Raw genomic sequence first — 16,730 nt, forward strand, 5'->3', positions numbered from 1 at the left:
GAGGACGATCTGTGGCCAACCGACGTACCGTGCTCCGTGGCGTTCGCGACGTGGCGAAAGCAGCACACCCTGCAGGCCACGAGTGCGTGAGGAGCCAGATGACCGCCCGACCCCTGCCCCGCACCGACCGCCGTTTCACCCTGCTCGGCGCGCCCTACGACGGCGCCGCCACACTGGGCTGGCCCGGCAGCCGTTACGCACCCGACCGGATCCGGGCCGCGATGGCCTGGATCCTGCAACGACGCGAGGACGGGCGGATCTACTGCCTCGACCACGCCGCCCTCCATCCGTTCCCCGAGGACCTGCTGGCCGACGGCGGCGACGTGCCCACCGTCGCGCACGACCTGGAGGCCACGCTGGACGCCGCGACCGCCGCCGTCGCGGACACCCTCGCCGCCGGGCGCACGCCCGTGCTGCTGGGCGGCGACGACTGTCTGCTGTATCCGGCGGCGCGCGGGCTCGCCCGGTCCACCGCGGGCACGGTCGCCGTCGTCCACCTCGACGCCCATCTCGATCTGCTCGACGAGAACGAGCAGCAGGGCCGGTACAGCCACTCGTCGGGAATGCGCCGGGCCGGCGAACTGGCGAACGTCGACGTACGCGCCAGCGTCCAGCTCGCCTCCCGGCACTTCAACTTCCCGTCGTCCCTCGCCTTCCGCGAGGAGGCGGGACTGCGCAACATCCCGGCGGCCGAGATCCACCGGCGCGGCACCGAGGCCGTGGCGGCCGACGTGCTCGCCCACGTCGCCGCCGCGGACCGGGTGCTGCTGGCCTTCGACATCGACTGCGTCGACCCCGCGCACGCCCCGGGTGCCGGTGCCCACGAGCCCGGCGGCCTGACCTCACACCAGGCCCTCGACCTGGTGCAGCGGCTGGCCCCGTACAGCGACGCCATGGTGCTCACCGAGGTCAATCCGCTCACCGACGTCAACGACAGGACCGCCAACCTGGCCGCCTACCTCGTCGCGCACTTCGTCGTCCACGGCGGGCTCGCCGCAGCGTCCGGCGAAGGGGCACCGGCATGATCGACAAGCTCATCGTCCTGCTGTATCTGCTGGTGATGGTGGGGGCCGGCTACCTCGGCATGCGCCGCAGCCGCACCCGTGAGGACTTCACGGTCGCCGGGCGGCGCCTCGGGCCGTTCATGTACACCTCCGCCATGAGCACGGTGGTGCTGGGCGCGGCGTCCACCGTGGGCGGCGTCAGCCTCGGCTACCAGTACGGGATCTCCGGCATGGTGCTGGTGCTCTCGCTCGCGATCGGCATCGCCGCCATCGGGGTGTGCTTCGCGGGCACCCTGTTCCGCAGCGGCGTCTACACGGTGCCCGACGCGATGAGCCGGCGTTTCGGCGGCCCGTCGCGGCTGCTCGGCTCGGTCATCGTCGTCTTCTACACGCTGATGGTCGGCGTGGGTCAGATCATCGGCATCGGCACGGTGCTGACCGTGGTCTTCGGGGTCTCGCCGGGCACGGCCGCGTTCATCGGCTGGGCCACGATCATGCTGTACGGCGTCGCCGGCGGCATGTGGTCGATCACCCTCACCGACGTGGTGCAGTTCCTGGTCAAGACGCTCGGGGTCTTCGTGGTCCTGCTGCCGCTCGTGATCCACCGGGCGGGCGGCCTCGCCCAGATGCGGGACCGGCTGCCCGGCAGCTTCTTCTCGCCCACCGGTATCGGGGTGGGCACCATCGGCGCCTACTTCCTGCTCTTCTTCTTCGGGTTCCTGATCGACCAGGGCAACTGGCAGCGGCTGCTGACCGCGCGCTCCGAACGGGTCGCCCGCTGGGGCGCCGTCGTCTCCGGCCTGTACTGCGCGCTGTACGGCCTGGCCGGCGCGCTCATCGGCACGGCGGGCCGGGTGCTGCTGCCGCACCTCGCCAACCCGGACGACGCCTACGCCCGGATCGCCTCGCTGGTGCTGCCCGCCGGGCTGTTCGGGCTGGTGGTGGCCGCCGCCCTCGCCGCGTCGATGTCCACCGCGAGCGGCCTGCTGATCGGGGCGTCCACGGTGCTCACCAACGATGTGCTGCGCCCGCTCGGCGGCGCCCGGCTGAGCAGTGTGCGCGCCAACCGGATCGTCCTGTTCGCGGTGGGTGTGGTGGCGCTCGCGGTGTCGTACGCCGTGGACAGTGTGGTCGGCGCGGTGACGGTGGCGGCCGATCTGCTGGCGGCGGCCCTGCTCGTGCCCGTCGTCGGGGCGATGTTCTGGCGGCGCTCCACGACACCGGCGGCCATCGCCTCGCTGCTGGCCGGCTCGGTGGTGTGCGTGGCGTTCATGGCGGTCTCCGGGCTCTACGCGAACGAGCCCGTCATGTACGGGATGGCCGCCGCCCTCGTCGTCTTCGTGGCCGTGAGCCTGGTCACCCGGCCGGATCCGGCCCTCGCCGCCCTGCACTTCGAGGAGTTGCCCGACCCGAACGCGGCGCCGTCGGCGGCGCACGAGCCGGTGGCGACTCAGCCGGTGCCCTCCTCGCGCAGGGCGTGAGCGGCCAGCGCCAGGGACAGTTCCAGCCGTACGTACGCCGCGTCGAGGTCGCGGCCGAGCACCTTGCGCACCACGCCCAGGCGATGGTGCAGGGTGTGGCGGTGCACGCCCAGTTCGGCGGCGGCACGCGCCACGGAGCCGTTGTGGTCGAGGAAGGCCCGCACCGTCGCGACCAGCGGGACACCGCGCTCGGCCTCGGCGCGGCGGAGCGGGTCGACCAGCCGGGTGACCAGGAGTTCCGGCACCGACCGTTCGGCGGAGGCCAGCAGCAGTTCGATCGCGCCGAGGTCGCGGACGCGGGTGACGGACCGGCCCTCGGTGCGGCCGATGGCGAGCGCCTGCCTGGCCTGGCGCAGCCCCTGTGCCAGGGCGTGCGCGGGCACCGCCTCGCTCACCCCCGCGGGACCCGGGCACGCCTGGCCGAGCGGCGAGTCCGCGTCCCGCAGACTGGCGAGCAGCGGTTCGGGGCGGGAGGTCAGCAGGACCGTCTCCCCGACGTCCGAGGTCGCGGCGAGGACCGGGTGGGCGTAGTCGGTGAGCACGAGGTGCACGTCGTGGCGGTGCGCGCCGGCCGCGGGCCGTGTCTCGTCCGGGGCGTGCGGGTCGGGGTGCAGGACGACGACCGTGACGTCCGCGGGGTCGATCCCCCAGGCCGAGACCAGCCGGGTGGCCGCTGCGGGGTCCGCCTCGTCGCGCAGCGCCTCGCGCAGGGTGTCCGCGTCGGCCCGCCGCGCCTCGGCTCGCGACCTGCGCCGTTGTTCGAGGTCGTAGGTGATCAAGGAGGCGGCCGCCGCGACCGTGTGGTCGGTGCGGGTGAACGGCTCGGCGCGCCACAGCAGCAGCCGTCCCCGCACGGTGTCCGCGCCCAGGGTGTGGCCGACGAGGTGCCCCGCGAGGTCGACGGCGGACAGCGACCGGCCGGACCACACGGCGTCGGCCGCGGTCCGTTCGGCGGCCCGGGCGGCGGACCGCGGGGCCACCGTGAGCACGTTTCCCGCCGGGTCGGTGACGGCCGCCCAGCCGCCGTACTCCTTGACCAGTTCGCGCGTCGCGCCGCGCACGGCGCCCTGCTCCAGCGCCGCGGCCGTCAGCCGCGGATAGACGCGCAGGGCGCGCCGCAGCGCCGAGCGTTCCTCGCTGGCGATCCGGTCCGCGACCGCCTGGGACAGCGCCACGAACGGGGTGGCGTACGGCACCATGAGGACCGGCAGCCCGGTCTCCTCGCCGACCCGGACGACTTCTTGCGGCACGGCGTCGTAGACGAGGTCGACGGCGATCCCGACGGCCGCCGCCCCGGTGTCGGCGAGCCTGCGCGCCGTCGCCGCCACGGACTGCGGTCCCGGGTGTCCGACACCGGTGATCAGGACCAGCGAGCCCGCCTCCAGCCAGGGCGTGGGGTCGGGCACCTCGCTCGCGTGCACCCAGCTGATGGCACGGCCGAGCCCGGCCGTGCCCGCGGCCACGGTGAGACCGAACTCCCGCCGCGCGACGAGTTCCCGCACGCTGAGCGGCATCCGCGCTGCTCCTTCCGCCTCCAGACGCGCCGCCGGACGCGGACCGCGCATCGCAGCGTACGCCGGACGGCCGGTGCCGTGTCCCGTCGGCCATGCGACGAAACCGGCGCCGCGCCGGCGAACCCCGACACCGCGCGGGGCCCACCGCGCGACGCGCCGATCGCCACGGTCAGCAGAGCGCTGCCCCCGGGCACGGACAGGATCACCGGCCCGTCGCCGGACACGGCATACACCGCAACCACTTCCGCGCGCCCCCCGCGCCCGCGCATCGCAGCGTACGCCGGACGGCCGGTGCCCTGTCCCGCCGGCCATGCGACGAAACCGGCGCCACGCCGGCGAACCCCGACACCACGCAGGGCCCACCGCGCGACGCGCCGATCGCCACGGTCAGCAGAGCGCTGCCCCCGGCCACGCACAGGATCACCGGCCCGTCGCCGGACACGGCATACACCGCAACCACTTCCGCGCGCCCGCCCCGTGCGGTCGCCGTGCCGGGCACGCCCCCGTCCGTGCCGCGCGTCGGGAGGTGACCGTGGCCCGGTGGGTTTGGCCGGGGGGCCTGGCCGGAACCCATGGCGCATGATTCCCTCTCACGTCGACGAGACCCTGCCGGAGCTGGCTCCGTTCGTGCACGCCGTACAGGCCCGGCGGCCCGACGACGGCACATGGTGCGAGGCATGGACGGTGCGCGACATCCTGGTCCACCAGACGGGCAACGCCGAAGAGCTGGCCCGGGTCCTGCACGGCTTCCTGACGGGAGCGCCCGTGGAGACCCGGGGCTTCGAACGCGAGGCGCCCTACCGGCGGATGTCGGACGCCGACCTGTGGGCCGCGTTCCTGGCCCGCTGCGCACGGCTCACCGAGATCGCCGCGGCCGCGGCACAGGACCTGGACCCGGAGGCGGAGGTGATGTGGACGGGCCGGATCGTGAAGGTCCCCTTCTTCGCGGAGCACATGCGGGAGGAACTGATCCTGCACCGCTGGGACCTGACCGGCGACGACAGCACCGCGGTGCGGGCGCTCGACGAGCCGTGGATGACGGAGCACAGCGTGGTCTCGGTCGGCCGGCCGCTGCTGGTCCGCGGCCGTGCCCGGCTGGCACCCGGTGAGCGGGTGGAGGGCCGGCTGCGCACCCCGGGCACCGACGACGTCGTGGTGGTCGCCGACGCAGACGGCGCCGGCATCCGGCTCGCCGCCCCCGAGGGCCCCGCGACGATCGAGAGCGACGCGGCCACCCGTGTCCTGCTGCTGTGGGGGCGGCGCCCGGCCGATCCGACGCGCTGGCACAGCGCCGCCGGGCCGGACGCCCTGCGCCGGGTACGGACCCTGCTGGGCGGCTACTGACGCGAGCGTCCGGGTTCAGCCGCCGAGGACGCCCGGCAGGGCCAGCGCCCCCAGCGCGGCGGCCCCGAGCAGCAGCCAGGCCACATAGTCGCCGACGTGCCCGGACTGCAGCCGCCGCAGGCGCTGCGCCCAGCCGGGAGCCGGCACCCGGCGCGGACGCAGCACGGCGCGGCGGGCGAGGGCCGCGGCCAGCCCCGTGGACAGCAGCCCGAGCAGGACGCCCGGCGGCGTCCAGCGCGCGTCCCCGGAGCCCGCGGGGCCGACACCGCGGGCCACGGCCGCGGCGAAACCGGGAACCACGCCGACGGCGAGCGCGGCGGCCAGCAGCACCGCCGGGACGGCCGTCATGGTGTCGGGGACGCGCAGCAGTCTGCCCCCGGTCTCGGGCTGCTCTCCTGAGCCGGTGGTCTCATAGCCGGACGAGTCCTCGGGACGTGGGCCAAGGCCCCAGAACACCCGGGCGGTGACCCGGAGCACCGCGGCGGCGGTGAGCGCCGACGCGGCGACGTACAGCACCGTGAGCGGGCCGCCGACGGCCTCTTCGACGGTCGACTTGCCGAGGGCCGTGCCGAACGGCGGCAGGCCCGCGAGGCCGAGGGCGCCCACCGCGAACATCGCGCCCACCCCGCGCAACGGGCGGGCCCTGCCGTGCAGGGCGTGCTCGTCGAGGCTGCCGAACCGGTCGAGGAGGACGCCGGCGCAGGCGAACAGCGCGGCCTTCACCCCGGCGTGTCCGAGGATGTACAGCGCCACTCCGTCCTCGGCCGCCGGCTTGAGCACGCCGATGCCGACGAGGAACAGACCCATGTGGGCGATCGTGGAGTAGGCCAGCAGCCGCTTGATGTGCCGCTGGTACCAGCACATGAGGGCGCCGGTCACCGCGGTGAGCACGCCGAGGGGCACCAGCGCGCGCTCGAAGGCGCCCGCCGGGATGCCACCGGGCCCGGCGAACACGGTGGTGTACACCCGCCAGACGCCGTACGCGCCGAGTTCCACCATGACGCCGGAGAACAGCATGCACACCGGGGTGGGGGCGACCGCGTGGGCGTCCGGGAGCCAGAAGTGGAACGGCGCGGCGGCGGCCTTCACCAGCAGGCCGGTCGTCACCAGCACGAACGCGGCGAGGGCCAGTGCGTCGGGGCCGCCGTGTGCGTCCAGGCCGTCTTTGATCCGGGCCATGCCCAGCTCGCCGGTGCGCGCGTACAGCAGCGTGATGCCCATCAACAGGCCGTAGGCGCCCAGGGAGTTGACGACGCCGAAGGTCAGAGCGCCCTGCACGGGCTTCGCCTCGTCGATCCGGTAGCCGGTCAGCGCGTAGGCGACGACGCCCATCAGTTCGAAGAACACGAACGCGTTGAACAGGTCGCCGGCCAGGGCGAAGCCGGACATGCCCGCCTGGAACACCAGCATCAGGGCCGGGAAGGAACCGGCGTGGCCGCGCGGCGGCTCGTCGAAGTAGTGCCAGGAGTACGCCAGTGCGGCGAGCGTGAGCAGCGCGACGAGGGCGGCCATGCCGAGCGCCGGTGCGTCGCCGATCAGGACGATGCCGATGCCGGGCCCCCATCCGCCGACGTGTTCGGCGAGGGCGGGCGAGGAGTGCGGCAGCAGCACCAGCGCGAGAGCCGCGGCGCCGCCGGACACGGCGCACGCGGTGCTCTCCGCGGCGAGCCGCGGCAGCCGGCGGCCCGTGGCGACCAGCACCGCGGCGCCGAGCAGCGGCACCGCCGTGAGCAGCGGGAGCAGATGGTGCATCAGCCGCGCAGCTCCATCAGTTCGTCGGGGTCGACCGTGCCGTGCCGCTTGGCGATCTGCAGGACGAGTGCGAGCAGCAGCGCGGTGACGGTGGCGCCCACGACGATGTCGGTGAGGGTGAGGGCCTGTACGACGGGATCGACCAGGGGCCTGGTGCCCGGCTTCAGGTCGGAGAAGACGGGGGCGGTCCCGCCGTCCCGGTAGCCGACGGCCAGCAGCAGGACGTAGGTCGCGGACTGGCACACGGACAGACAGCCCACGGCGTGGATCAGGTTCCGGCTGGTCGCCAGGCCCAGGCAGCCGGCCAGAAAGATGTAGACGGCGACCAGATAGGGGAATACGTGCATCACGGACGGCTCAACTCCCCTGCTCCTCCTCGATCTCGACGGCCTGTTCAAGGAACCGGGCGAGCAGCACCACGACGGCGCTCGCCACCTCCATGCCGATGGCCGCGTTCAGCAGGGGCACGGTGCCGCCGGACGACAGCGTGTTGAAGGTGCCGTACGGCAGCAGCGTGTTGGCCAGGAACGCGGTGCCGGCCAGAACGCCGGCGAGGCCAAGGACCAGGTAGGCGCCGGCGGCGAGCGCGTCGCAGACCTCGAACGCCCCGATCGGGCGGACGCGTTCCAGGGCCCGGTAGTCGGCGCCGAGGTAGAGCAGGTGCAGTGCCGTGGCGGCGACCACCCCGCCCTGGAAGCCGCCGCCGGGGCTGAGCTGGCCGTGGGCGATGACGTAGACGCCCACGACCAGGGCGATGGGCAGCACGATGAGGGCGTAGCGGCCCACGGGCGGTGCCACGTCGGCGGGTGCGGGCGGCGCCCGGTGTTCGTCCCGGGCCTGCCGCAGCAGGACCACACAGCCCAGTACGGCGGCGAACAGGATGCTCATCTCGCCGAGGGTGTCGTAGGCGCGCAGATCGAAGTTGATGGAGGCGATGGTGTTGGCGGTGTGCCGGGCGAGTGAGGCGCGCACGGCCCGCTCCCCGTAGGGATGCGATCGCCCGCCGAACGAGGGCAGGTCGAGGCAGGCGAGGACCAGCAGCACGGCGAGGCCCGCGCCGCCGCAGGCCAGCACGGCCAGCCGCAGTCGGCGGCTCATCCCTCGCCGTCCGTGTCCCGGGTCCGGGCGCGCCGCTTGAGCTTGCGCACGGACAGCATGATCAGCAGCGGGGTGAGGGCCGAGCCGACCGCCAGTTGCGACAGGCCGACGTCGGGGGCCTGCACCACGGTGAACAGCACGGCGAGGACGGTGCCCAGCACGGACAGCACGAGCGCCTGACGGGCCGGATCGCGGGTGGCGACCGCCGCCGTCGCGGCGGCGGCCACCAGCACCAGGACCACGACGATCGACGCGTCAGCCACCGCGCACCCCCCGAAAGCCGCCCGCCAGCGCGCGGGAGGCGACCAGGTTCCCGCCGATCAGCAGGGCGCCGGTCACCAGGAGCTTCACCATGGCCCGCCCCGGTCCTGCGGCCACGCACACGGCGGCCACGACGACCGCGCCCACACCGGCCGCCGCCCAGGTCAGCCGCCAGGCGGACGCCCCGGAATCCGCCAGGTCCTCGGCGAGCAACCGTGCGAAGACGAGCGTGCCGACCGGTCCCAGCAGCGCCAGCAGCAGGGCGAGATCCACATAGGAGGAGCGGTCGTAGCCCTGGGCGAGGAGCAGCAGGCTCGGGCAGGCCACGGACGTGGTGAGGTTCTGTGCCACCGCCCTGCGGGCCGGCGGCCCGCTCGCCACGCCCCAGACGGCCGCCGCAAGACCCGCGCCGAGCAGGATCGTCGCCGCGAGGACCCAGCCGTTCAACGCTCCCTCACCGCCCGTCGCGCGGCCCGCGCGGCGAGCGCGCCGAGGGCCGCCGCGCCCGCGCCGACCGCCGCCTCAAGGGGCTGGACCGAGCTGATGAGCACCAGCCACAGCAGGGCGAGCCCGGCCCACCAGGCCGCCAGTTCACCGATGGCGCCAAGGACCGTACGCCCCGTCATGGCCCGCCTCCTTACGCCGCCACCGGCATCCAAGCACCGCGGGGCCGCCACAGCCCCGCGACGCGCAGGCACGGCGCCCTCGGGTGCCCGGTGGGAGTCAGCCGAAACGAAGAGCGGGTCCGGTCGTTTTCCGGCCGTCCGCCGGGGGACTCGGCTCTTCATGGTGCACATCGGATACACGATGATGACCGAGCAGTCCGGCCCGCGTGACCTGGTGGACCATGTCGTGCGTGCCGAGGGCGCGGGCTTCGACTTCTCGGTGATCTCCGACCACTTCTTTCCCTGGCTGCGCTCCCAGGGGCATGCCCCGTACGCGTGGAGCGTCCTCGGCGCCGCGGCCCAGGCCACCTCGTCCATCCCGTTGATGACGTATGTGACGTGCCCGACCGTCCGCTACCACCCGGCGGTGGTGGCCCAGAAGGCGGCCACCGTGCAGCTGCTGTCCGAGGGCAGGTTCCGGCTCGGGCTCGGTGCCGGGGAGAACCTCAACGAGCATGTGGTGGGCGGCGGCTGGCCGCCGGTCGACGTGCGGCACGAGATGCTGGACGAGGCGGTGCGGATCATCCGCGCCCTGTTCGAGGGCGGCCATGTGACGCATCACGGCACGCACTTCCAGGTGGAGTCGGCCCGCTTGTGGGACCTGCCCGAGACGCCGCCGCCGATCGGCATCGCTGTGTCCGGGGACCGGTCCTGCGCGCTCGCCGGGCGGCTGGCGGACCTGCTCGTCGCCACCGAACCCGTCAGGGGTCTGCTGGACGCCTTCGACCGGCACGGCGGCACCGGCAAGCCGCGGGTGGGTCAGCTCCCGGTGAGCCACGACCGCGACCGGGACACCGCCGTGCGCCGCGCCCACGCGCAGTTCCGCTGGTTCGGGCTCGGCTGGAAGGTCAACTCGGAGCTGCCTCACCCGGACTCCTTCGAGCAGGCGACCCGGTTCGTGACCCCCGACGACGTGGCCGCGTCCATCCCGTGCGGCGACGACCCGGACGACTTCGTGGCGGCGGTACGGCCCTACGCGCAGGCCGGGTTCACCGACGTCGCCCTCGTCCAGATCGGCGGCGACAGCCAGCCGGAGTTCCTGGACTGGTCGGAGAAGACGCTGCTGCCGGCGCTGCGCGACGCGTTCGGCTGACGCCCGTCGCGGCCCGGGGCGCGGTCACCGGTCGGACCCGGCCTGCCGCACCACGCCGTGGCGCGCGGCCTCGTCCCGGATCAGCAGCGACAGCAGGGAGGCCACCGTCAGGTCGGCCTCGGCCGGATGCCGCAGGATCTTGCTCGCGTCGATCCGGTAGGTGTTGCCGCGCCCCTGGCGGGTGTGGGAGAGATAGCCGTCCCGCTCCAGATCCGAGATGATCTTCTGAACGGCGCGTTCGGTGAGCCGGCAACGCGCGGCGATGTCGCGGATGCGCGCCGTGCGGTTGTCGGCGATGGTGGCCAGCACACGCGCGTGGCTGGTGAGGAACGTCCATCCGGTGTGCGGCTCGGGCACCCCATCCACTCCGACCATGGGGAAAGCGTACGGCCCGGCGTGCACGTACTCAAAAGAGCGAAATAAAATTCATGTATATCTTGACGGGCTGCGCACGGCGGGCGACGCTGGTGGGCGGGGACACGCAGGACCCACGGAGAGGCAGTCATGCCGCAGCCGCCCGACACGACCCGATCGACCGACGGGCACGAGCCCGTCTGCACGAGAACGATCTCCTCGTCGATCGTCACGCGAGGTGACGACGACCATGTCGTCGTGCGCATCGTCGGAGAACTCTGCTTCGAGGACGCCGAGTTGCTGGAGCACACCCTGCGCTCCGCACTGGACAAGCCGGTCTCCTGTCTGGACCTGGATCTCGGCGATCTGACGTTCTGGGACTGCTCCGCGCTCAATGTGCTGCTGACCCTTCGCCGGCAGGCGCTCGCGGCGGGCCAGACGATCGCCGTGACGGCCGCCAGTCCCGTCGCGGAACGGCTGCTGACCCTCACGGACACCCGCAGCCTGTTCACACCGGCACGGGAGGGCCCGCACGCCGTCACGCACGAGGACGGCGCATTCGGTGAGTACGGCGAAGACGCGCACGAGGGCGCCGGTGACAGCCTGCGCTCGGAGGTGGTCCAGCTTCGGCGCGCCCTGCAGACCCGCCCGGAGATCGACATGGCCCGCGGCATCCTGATGGCCTCCTTCGGACTGAACGCCGACGAGGCATGGGACGTGCTGGTCATGGCCTCCCAGGGCACCAACACGAAGCTGCACCGGCTTGCCTCGAACGTGGTCACCGCGGTGACCGGGGACACGCTGCCGCAGCCGGTGCGGCAGCAGCTGACGGCGGCGATCGCCCGGCGACGGGCGGCGGGCGCACGGAGCGCCCACGCGCCGGCGCCGCCCCGCGCCCCCCGCCGGGCAGACACCAGACGCGGAAGGCCCACCCCATGAGGCGCTGCGCCCCGCCCGGCAGGCGGACGCCGTCCTGAAACGGTCGGGGAACCGGTTGGCGCTCGCCGGGATCGCGGCGGACTGCGCCCACGGCGGCGACCGCCCGCGGTCACACATCCGGGTGACCACCGTCGTGGGGCGGGTCCTGGTGCGGTGGCGACGGCCCCTTCGCGGCGGTGTGCGGGGTGGCCGCGGCGGTGTGCCGCACGCGGGCCAGGCGCGGCGGTGTCCCGCGGGTGCGGGCCAGGCCGAGTGTCGCGTGGGCCGCGTTCACTCTCGCAACCGATCCCTTCACCCGGCGTGGCGCCCGCAGCCGTAGGGCGGCGCCGGCCGGGGCCGGGTACCCGGGGCTGGTCCGCAGCCCCAGGGCGGTGCCGGCCGGGGCCGGGCACCCGGGGCTTTCCTGGCGCCACGGATCACCGCGGACCTCGCGCCGTACGCGCCGTTACGCGGCGGCGCAGGCCGGGCATCCCCGCCGCCCGGCCGGCGCCGCGTGCGGAGCGGGTTCGACGGTGCGCTCCTCCGGGTACTCGAAGGCGCGGCCACGTTCCACCAGGAAGGCGCACAGATGGCTCACTTCGGATATTTCCTGTCCTGCGAGGAGCACCCCCCGGCGGCGCTCGTCGACCAGGCCCGCATGGCGGAGCAGGCCGGGTTCGACGCCCTCTGGATCTCCGATCACTACCACCCGTGGAACGACCGGCAGGGCCAGAGCCCTTTCGTGTGGTCGGTGATCGGCGCCCTGTCGCAGGCGGTGTCGTTGCCCGTGGAGACGGCGGTGACCTGCCCGCTGGTGCGCACGCACCCCGCCGTGATCGCCCAGGCAGCCGCCACCTGTGCGGTACAGCTGGGCGGCCGGTTCCGGCTGGGGGTGGGTACCGGGGAAGCCCTCAACGAGCACATCCTGGGCACCGGCTGGCCCGAGGCCCCGGTGCGCCTGGCCATGCTGGAGGAGGCCCTGCAGATCATCCGGAATCTGTTCACCGGCGAGCAGATCAGCCACCACGGCAGGTACTACACCGTGGAGAACGCCCGTCTGTACACCCTGCCCGACGAGCCGGTGCCCATCGACGTCTCCGCCTTCGGCCCGCAGGCCGCGGAGAGCGCGGCGCGCATCGGCGACGGGCTGATCACGATGATGCCCGACCGCGCCCTGGTGGAACGCTTCCGGCGCGGTGGCGGTGGCGCCAAGCCGGTGTACGGCGGCTTCAAGGCGTGCTGGGGCCCCGACCGGCAGGAGGCGGTCCGCACCGCGCACCGGCTGTGGGCGAACGAGCGACTGCCCGGCGAACTGGGGCAGATCCTGCCCACCCCGCGCCACTTCGAGCAGGCGAGCGAACTGGTCACACCGGAGCAGGTGGCATCCGCCGTACCGTGCGGCGACGACCCGGACGCCCACGTCGAGGCGGTGAACGCGTTCGTCGACGCGGGTTTCGACACCGTGTACGTCCAGCAGATCGGCGAGGACCAGCAGGGCTTCTTCGACTTCTACCGCACGAAGGTCCTGCCGCGGCTGCGCGGCTGACGCACCGGACGGTGGTGGCGGCCATGCACGGCAGCACGGAGACGGCGGGTCTCGCCCTCATCGTGATCGACATGATCAACACATACGACCACGAGGACGCCGAACTGCTCGTGCCCTCCGCACGGCAGGTCGTGCCCGTCCTCGCGGAGCTGATCGGCCGGGCCCGTGCGGCCCACGTGCCGGTCGTGTACGCGAACGACAACTTCGGGCTGTGGCGTTCCCACCACGGAGAACTGCTGGAGACCGCGCTGTCCCGGCCGCACGCCGACCTGATCGAGCCGATCAGGCCCGACGAGGAGTCGCTGTTCGTCGTGAAGGCCCGCCACTCGATCTTCTACGAGACACCCCTGTCCTATCTGCTGTGGCGCCTGGGTGCCGGACACGTGGTGCTGAGCGGCCAGGTCACCGAGCAGTGCGTGCTCTACTCCGCGCTGGACGCGCACATCCGCCATCTGGAGGTCACCGTGCCGCGGGACGCCGTCGCCTCCATCCACCCGCACCTGGCCGACGCGGCCCTGGACATGATGGAGCGCAACATGGGGGCACGGATCGTCGAGGCGAAAGATCTCTCGTTCCTGGGTACCCGATGGCCCGTACCCGAGGGACAGCCGCGTCGGCCAGGAGGTGGACCATGAGCGAACCCGTCCTCGAAGCGCCGGCGGACCGGCTGGTCGCGGCGCTGCGTGCCGAGACCGACGCCGAGGTCCGCTTCGATCCGGGCACCAGGGGTGCCTACGCCACGGACGGCTCCAACTACCGGCAGGTCCCGCTCGGCGTGGTCGTGCCCCGCACGGTCGAGGCCGGCGCCCGCGCGGTCCAGGTGTGCGCCCGGTTCGGGGCCCCCGTGCTGTCCCGCGGCGGAGGCACGAGCCTCGCCGGTCAGACGACGAACACGGCCGTCGTGATCGACTGGAGCAAGTACTGCCATGCCCTGGTCGCTCTCGACCCGGACACCCGTACGTGTGTGGTGGAGCCCGGGATCGTCCTGGACGAACTCGACCGGCGCCTTGCCGATCACCGTCTGCAGTTCGGTCCCAAGCCGTCCACCCACAGTCACTGCGCGCTGGGCGGCATGATCGGCAACAACTCCTGCGGGGCGTCCGCGCAGGCGTACGGCAAGACGGTCGACAACGTGCGCCGCCTGGAGGTGCAGACCTACGACGGCCTGCGCATGTGGGTCGGCCCGACCTCCCGGGCCGAGCGCGCGCGGATCGCCGCCGAGGGCGGTCGCCGGGCCGAGATCTACGCGGGTCTGGACCGCCTCGTCGCCGGGCATCTGGCGGACATCCGGCGCGGCTACCCGGACATCCCGCGCCGGGTCTCCGGCTACAACCTCGACTCGCTGCTGCCGGAGCGCGGCTTCGACGTCGCGCGGGCCCTGGTCGGCAGCGAGGGCACCCTCGTCACCGTCCTGCACGCCGAACTCGACCTCGTCCCCGTGCCGCCCTACCAGTCGCTGCTGGTCCTCGGCTACGACGACATCTGCCGCGCCGCCGACGACGTACCGCGCCTGCTTGAGCACTGTGCACCGACCCAACTGGAGGCCCTGGACGGGCGGATGGCCCAGCTCATGCGCGAGGAACACGCCTACCTGGACTCCCTCGACGCGCTGCCCGACGCCGAGAGCTGGCTGTTGCTGCAGTTCAGCGGCGACAGCCAGGAGGAGGTCGACGAGCAGGCGCACCAGTTGCTCAAGGCGACCGGCCGCGGGGAGAAGGACCCCTCCGTCGCCTTCTCCGACGACCCCGACCGCGAGCAGCGGATGCTCAAGGCGCGCGAGGCCGGCCTCGGTGTCACGGCCCGGCCGCCGGACGACCGCGAGACCTGGGAGGGCTGGGAGGACTCCGCCGTCCCGCCCGACCGCCTCGGTGACTATCTGCGCGACCTGAAGCGGCTGTTCGTGGAGTTCGACTACGACCACCCGTCCCTGTACGGCCACTTCGGGCAGGGGTGTGTGCACACCCGCATCCCGTTCGGGCTGCGGACCGCGGACGGGGTGGCGGACTTCAGGCGTTTCGTGGAACGGGCCGCCGACCTCGTGGCCTCCTACGGAGGGTCGCTGTCCGGCGAGCACGGGGACGGCCAGGCCCGCGGCGAGCTGCTGACCCGGATGTTCGGCGAACCGCTCGTGACCGCCTTCCGGGAACTGAAGGCGCTGTTCGACCCCGGCAACCGGATGAACCCGGGCAAGGTGGTCGACCCGCATCCGGTGGACGGGCAACTGCGCCTCGGGCCGTCCTGGCAACCGGCGCCGGACGGCACGCACTTCGGCTATCCGGAGGACGACCGCTCCTTCACCCGGGCCGTGTTGCGCTGTGTCGGCATCGGCAACTGCCGCAGCCACCGGGGCGGCGTGATGTGTCCCTCCTACCGGGCCACCCGGGAGGAGGAGCATTCCACCCGGGGACGTGCCCGGTTGCTGTTCGAGATGCTGGACGGGCACCCGGACTCGGCGGTCACCGACGGCTGGCGCTCCACGGAGGTGCGCGACGCCCTCGATCTGTGCCTGGCCTGCAAGGGCTGCAAGTCGGACTGCCCGACCGGCGTCGACATGGCCACCTACAAGGCGGAGTTCCTGGCGCACCACTACGCCGGCCGGCCACGGCCCGCCGCCCACTACTCGATGGGCTGGCTGCCGCTGTGGGCCCGGCTGGCCCGGCCGGCCCCGCATCTGGTCAACAGTGTGCTGCACGCGCCGGGCCTCGCCGGTGCGGGCAAACGGCTGGCCGGTGTGGACGGCGACCGGCAGGCGCCGGTGTTCGCCGACGAGTCCTTCCTCCAGTGGTGGCGGGCCCGCCACGCCGATGAGGTGGACCCGGCCGATCCGGCGGCGGTGGTCTTGTGGCCGGACACCTTCAGCACCTACTTCCACCCGTCCGTCGCGACCTCGGCGGTGCGCGTCCTGGAGGACGCCGGCTTTTGCGTCACCGTGCCCGGCGCCCCCGTCTGCTGCGGCCTGACCTGGATCTCCACCGGCCAACTGCCCACGGCGAAAAGGGTGTTGCGCCATACGCTGCGCGTCCTTGGCCCCTATCTGGACGCGGGCACACCCGTCGTCGGCCTGGAACCCTCGTGCACGGCCGTCTTCCGGGCCGACGCCCCCGAGCTGCTGGCCGGCGACCCGGACGCCCGCCGGCTCGCCGGGCAGGTCCGCACCCTCGCCGAACACCTCCTGCGCGCGGACTGGCGACCACCGCGGCTGGCCCGGCACGCGACGGTGCAGACGCACTGCCACCAGCACGCCGTCATGAAGTTCGACGCCGACCGTGAACTGATGCGCCGCGCCCACCTGGACGCCGACGTCCTCGACGAGGGCTGTTGCGGGCTGGCCGGCAACTTCGGGTTCGAACGAGGTCACCACGAGGTCTCCCTGGCCGTCGGCGAGCTGGGCGTGCTGCCCGCCGTCCGCGCCGCCGCACCCGACGACGTACTGCTGGCGGACGGGTTCAGCTGCCGCACCCAGATCGAGCAGGGCGGCACCGGCCGGCGGGCCCTGCATCTGGCCGAGGTGCTGGCCCTAGGACTCGACGGCCCGCTGCCCGGCGACCGGCCCGAGCGCCTGGCCCGGCGCCCCCGCGTCCCCTCCGCCCCGGCCCGGTGGGCGGCCACCGCGGGCGCCGGCGCGCTGGCCGCCACGGCCGCCACGGCCGCCGTGGGTCTCGTACGCCGTCTGCGCCCGTAGTTCCGTACTCACACGTTT

The 16,730-nt window shown here is 73.5% G+C and carries 16 protein-coding genes; 8 read left to right on the forward strand and 8 right to left on the reverse strand.

All coding sequences use genetic code 11. The annotated features are described in order from the left end of the window. Positions 1-98: 98 nt before the first annotated feature. Both AC27LF_RS05695 and AC27LF_RS05700 read left to right on the forward strand, forming a co-directional pair. Positions 99-1,025: an arginase family protein gene (locus AC27LF_RS05695; protein WP_479662589.1), complete on the forward strand. Its 927-nt coding sequence runs from the start codon at positions 99-101 to the stop codon at positions 1,023-1,025. Then, positions 1,022-2,485, forward strand: a complete 1,464-nt coding sequence (locus tag AC27LF_RS05700) for a sodium:solute symporter family transporter (protein WP_479662588.1) — start codon at positions 1,022-1,024, stop codon at positions 2,483-2,485. Before AC27LF_RS05695 ends, AC27LF_RS05700 begins: the two co-directional genes overlap by 4 nt. Here AC27LF_RS05700 and AC27LF_RS05705 read toward each other — a convergent pair. Next, positions 2,455-3,999 carry a PucR family transcriptional regulator gene (locus tag AC27LF_RS05705; protein ID WP_479662587.1) on the reverse strand — a complete coding sequence of 515 codons (1,545 nt, stop codon included), beginning with the start codon at positions 3,997-3,999 and terminating at the stop codon, positions 2,455-2,457. The genes AC27LF_RS05700 and AC27LF_RS05705 overlap by 31 nt on opposite strands. A gap of 579 nt (positions 4,000-4,578) precedes the next feature. Between AC27LF_RS05705 and AC27LF_RS05710 the strand changes: the two genes are divergently transcribed. Continuing rightward, the gene (locus AC27LF_RS05710; RefSeq protein ID WP_479662586.1) at positions 4,579-5,343 is read left to right on the forward strand and encodes a maleylpyruvate isomerase N-terminal domain-containing protein; all 765 of its coding nucleotides are present in this window, start codon (positions 4,579-4,581) and stop codon (positions 5,341-5,343) included. A 15-nt stretch (positions 5,344-5,358) separates the two neighbouring features. On the opposite strand, the gene AC27LF_RS05715 is transcribed toward AC27LF_RS05710, so the two are convergent. The 6 genes from AC27LF_RS05715 to AC27LF_RS05740 are packed head-to-tail and all read right to left on the reverse strand — an operon-like array spanning position 5,359 to position 9,080. Then, positions 5,359-7,095 (reverse strand): complex I subunit 5 family protein, encoded by a 1,737-nt coding sequence (locus AC27LF_RS05715; protein ID WP_479662585.1) that lies wholly within the window; start codon positions 7,093-7,095, stop codon positions 5,359-5,361. Then, positions 7,095-7,442 (reverse strand): sodium:proton antiporter, encoded by a 348-nt coding sequence (locus AC27LF_RS05720; protein WP_479662645.1) that lies wholly within the window; start codon positions 7,440-7,442, stop codon positions 7,095-7,097. Before AC27LF_RS05720 ends, AC27LF_RS05715 begins: the two co-directional genes overlap by 1 nt. Before the next feature lie 10 nt (positions 7,443-7,452). Then, positions 7,453-8,193, reverse strand: a complete 741-nt coding sequence (mbhE, locus tag AC27LF_RS05725; protein WP_479662584.1) for a hydrogen gas-evolving membrane-bound hydrogenase subunit E — start codon at positions 8,191-8,193, stop codon at positions 7,453-7,455. After that, positions 8,190-8,456 (reverse strand): Na(+)/H(+) antiporter subunit B, encoded by a 267-nt coding sequence (locus AC27LF_RS05730; RefSeq protein WP_479662583.1) that lies wholly within the window; start codon positions 8,454-8,456, stop codon positions 8,190-8,192. Before AC27LF_RS05730 ends, mbhE begins: the two co-directional genes overlap by 4 nt. Beyond that, positions 8,449-8,901 (reverse strand): MrpF/PhaF family protein, encoded by a 453-nt coding sequence (locus tag AC27LF_RS05735; protein WP_479662582.1) that lies wholly within the window; start codon positions 8,899-8,901, stop codon positions 8,449-8,451. Before AC27LF_RS05735 ends, AC27LF_RS05730 begins: the two co-directional genes overlap by 8 nt. Beyond that, positions 8,898-9,080 (reverse strand): hypothetical protein, encoded by a 183-nt coding sequence (locus tag AC27LF_RS05740; protein WP_479662581.1) that lies wholly within the window; start codon positions 9,078-9,080, stop codon positions 8,898-8,900. Before AC27LF_RS05740 ends, AC27LF_RS05735 begins: the two co-directional genes overlap by 4 nt. Positions 9,081-9,240: 160 nt before the next feature. On the opposite strand from AC27LF_RS05740, the gene AC27LF_RS05745 reads away from it, so the two are divergent. Then, positions 9,241-10,212 carry an LLM class F420-dependent oxidoreductase gene (locus tag AC27LF_RS05745; RefSeq protein ID WP_479662580.1) on the forward strand — a complete coding sequence of 324 codons (972 nt, stop codon included), beginning with the start codon at positions 9,241-9,243 and terminating at the stop codon, positions 10,210-10,212. 24 nt (positions 10,213-10,236) lie between these two features. Here AC27LF_RS05745 and AC27LF_RS05750 read toward each other — a convergent pair whose 3' ends face one another. Next, entirely contained in the window at positions 10,237-10,587 is a 351-nt protein-coding gene (locus AC27LF_RS05750; RefSeq protein WP_479662579.1) for a helix-turn-helix transcriptional regulator, read from the reverse strand. Positions 10,588-10,716: 129 nt separating this feature from the next. Here AC27LF_RS05750 and AC27LF_RS05755 point away from each other — a divergent pair, with 129 nt between their 5' ends. The 4 genes from AC27LF_RS05755 to AC27LF_RS05770 all read left to right on the forward strand — a co-directional run bounded on the left by AC27LF_RS05755 (position 10,717) and on the right by AC27LF_RS05770 (position 16,712). Continuing rightward, positions 10,717-11,505 carry an STAS domain-containing protein gene (locus AC27LF_RS05755; protein WP_479662578.1) on the forward strand — a complete coding sequence of 263 codons (789 nt, stop codon included), beginning with the start codon at positions 10,717-10,719 and terminating at the stop codon, positions 11,503-11,505. Positions 11,506-12,073: 568 nt separating this feature from the next. Further along, entirely contained in the window at positions 12,074-13,030 is a 957-nt protein-coding gene (locus AC27LF_RS05760) for an LLM class F420-dependent oxidoreductase (RefSeq protein WP_479662577.1), read from the forward strand. Positions 13,031-13,053: 23 nt separating this feature from the next. Further along, entirely contained in the window at positions 13,054-13,665 is a 612-nt protein-coding gene (locus AC27LF_RS05765; RefSeq protein ID WP_479662576.1) for a cysteine hydrolase family protein, read from the forward strand. Beyond that, entirely contained in the window at positions 13,662-16,712 is a 3,051-nt protein-coding gene (locus AC27LF_RS05770) for an FAD-binding and (Fe-S)-binding domain-containing protein (protein WP_479662575.1), read from the forward strand. Before AC27LF_RS05765 ends, AC27LF_RS05770 begins: the two co-directional genes overlap by 4 nt. Positions 16,713-16,730: the final 18 nt, after the last annotated feature.

The organism is Streptomyces diversicolor (assembly GCF_057537855.1).

Excerpts from the sequence above, each read along its gene's own strand:
- AC27LF_RS05695 (WP_479662589.1), top strand. The coding sequence starts at position 99 with ATGACCGCCCGACCCCTGCCCCGCACCGACCGCCGTTTCACCCTGCTC.
- AC27LF_RS05700 (WP_479662588.1), top strand. The coding sequence starts at position 1,022 with ATGATCGACAAGCTCATCGTCCTGCTGTATCTGCTGGTGATGGTGGGG.
- AC27LF_RS05705 (WP_479662587.1), bottom strand. The coding sequence starts at position 3,999 with ATGCCGCTCAGCGTGCGGGAACTCGTCGCGCGGCGGGAGTTCGGTCTC.
- AC27LF_RS05710 (WP_479662586.1), top strand. The coding sequence starts at position 4,579 with ATGATTCCCTCTCACGTCGACGAGACCCTGCCGGAGCTGGCTCCGTTC.
- AC27LF_RS05715 (WP_479662585.1), bottom strand. The coding sequence starts at position 7,095 with ATGCACCATCTGCTCCCGCTGCTCACGGCGGTGCCGCTGCTCGGCGCC.
- AC27LF_RS05720 (WP_479662645.1), bottom strand. The coding sequence starts at position 7,442 with ATGCACGTATTCCCCTATCTGGTCGCCGTCTACATCTTTCTGGCCGGC.
- mbhE (WP_479662584.1), bottom strand. The coding sequence starts at position 8,193 with ATGAGCCGCCGACTGCGGCTGGCCGTGCTGGCCTGCGGCGGCGCGGGC.
- AC27LF_RS05740 (WP_479662581.1), bottom strand. The coding sequence starts at position 9,080 with ATGACGGGGCGTACGGTCCTTGGCGCCATCGGTGAACTGGCGGCCTGG.
- AC27LF_RS05745 (WP_479662580.1), top strand. The coding sequence starts at position 9,241 with ATGGTGCACATCGGATACACGATGATGACCGAGCAGTCCGGCCCGCGT.
- AC27LF_RS05750 (WP_479662579.1), bottom strand. The coding sequence starts at position 10,587 with ATGGTCGGAGTGGATGGGGTGCCCGAGCCGCACACCGGATGGACGTTC.
- AC27LF_RS05755 (WP_479662578.1), top strand. The coding sequence starts at position 10,717 with ATGCCGCAGCCGCCCGACACGACCCGATCGACCGACGGGCACGAGCCC.
- AC27LF_RS05760 (WP_479662577.1), top strand. The coding sequence starts at position 12,074 with ATGGCTCACTTCGGATATTTCCTGTCCTGCGAGGAGCACCCCCCGGCG.
- AC27LF_RS05765 (WP_479662576.1), top strand. The coding sequence starts at position 13,054 with ATGCACGGCAGCACGGAGACGGCGGGTCTCGCCCTCATCGTGATCGAC.
- AC27LF_RS05770 (WP_479662575.1), top strand. The coding sequence starts at position 13,662 with ATGAGCGAACCCGTCCTCGAAGCGCCGGCGGACCGGCTGGTCGCGGCG.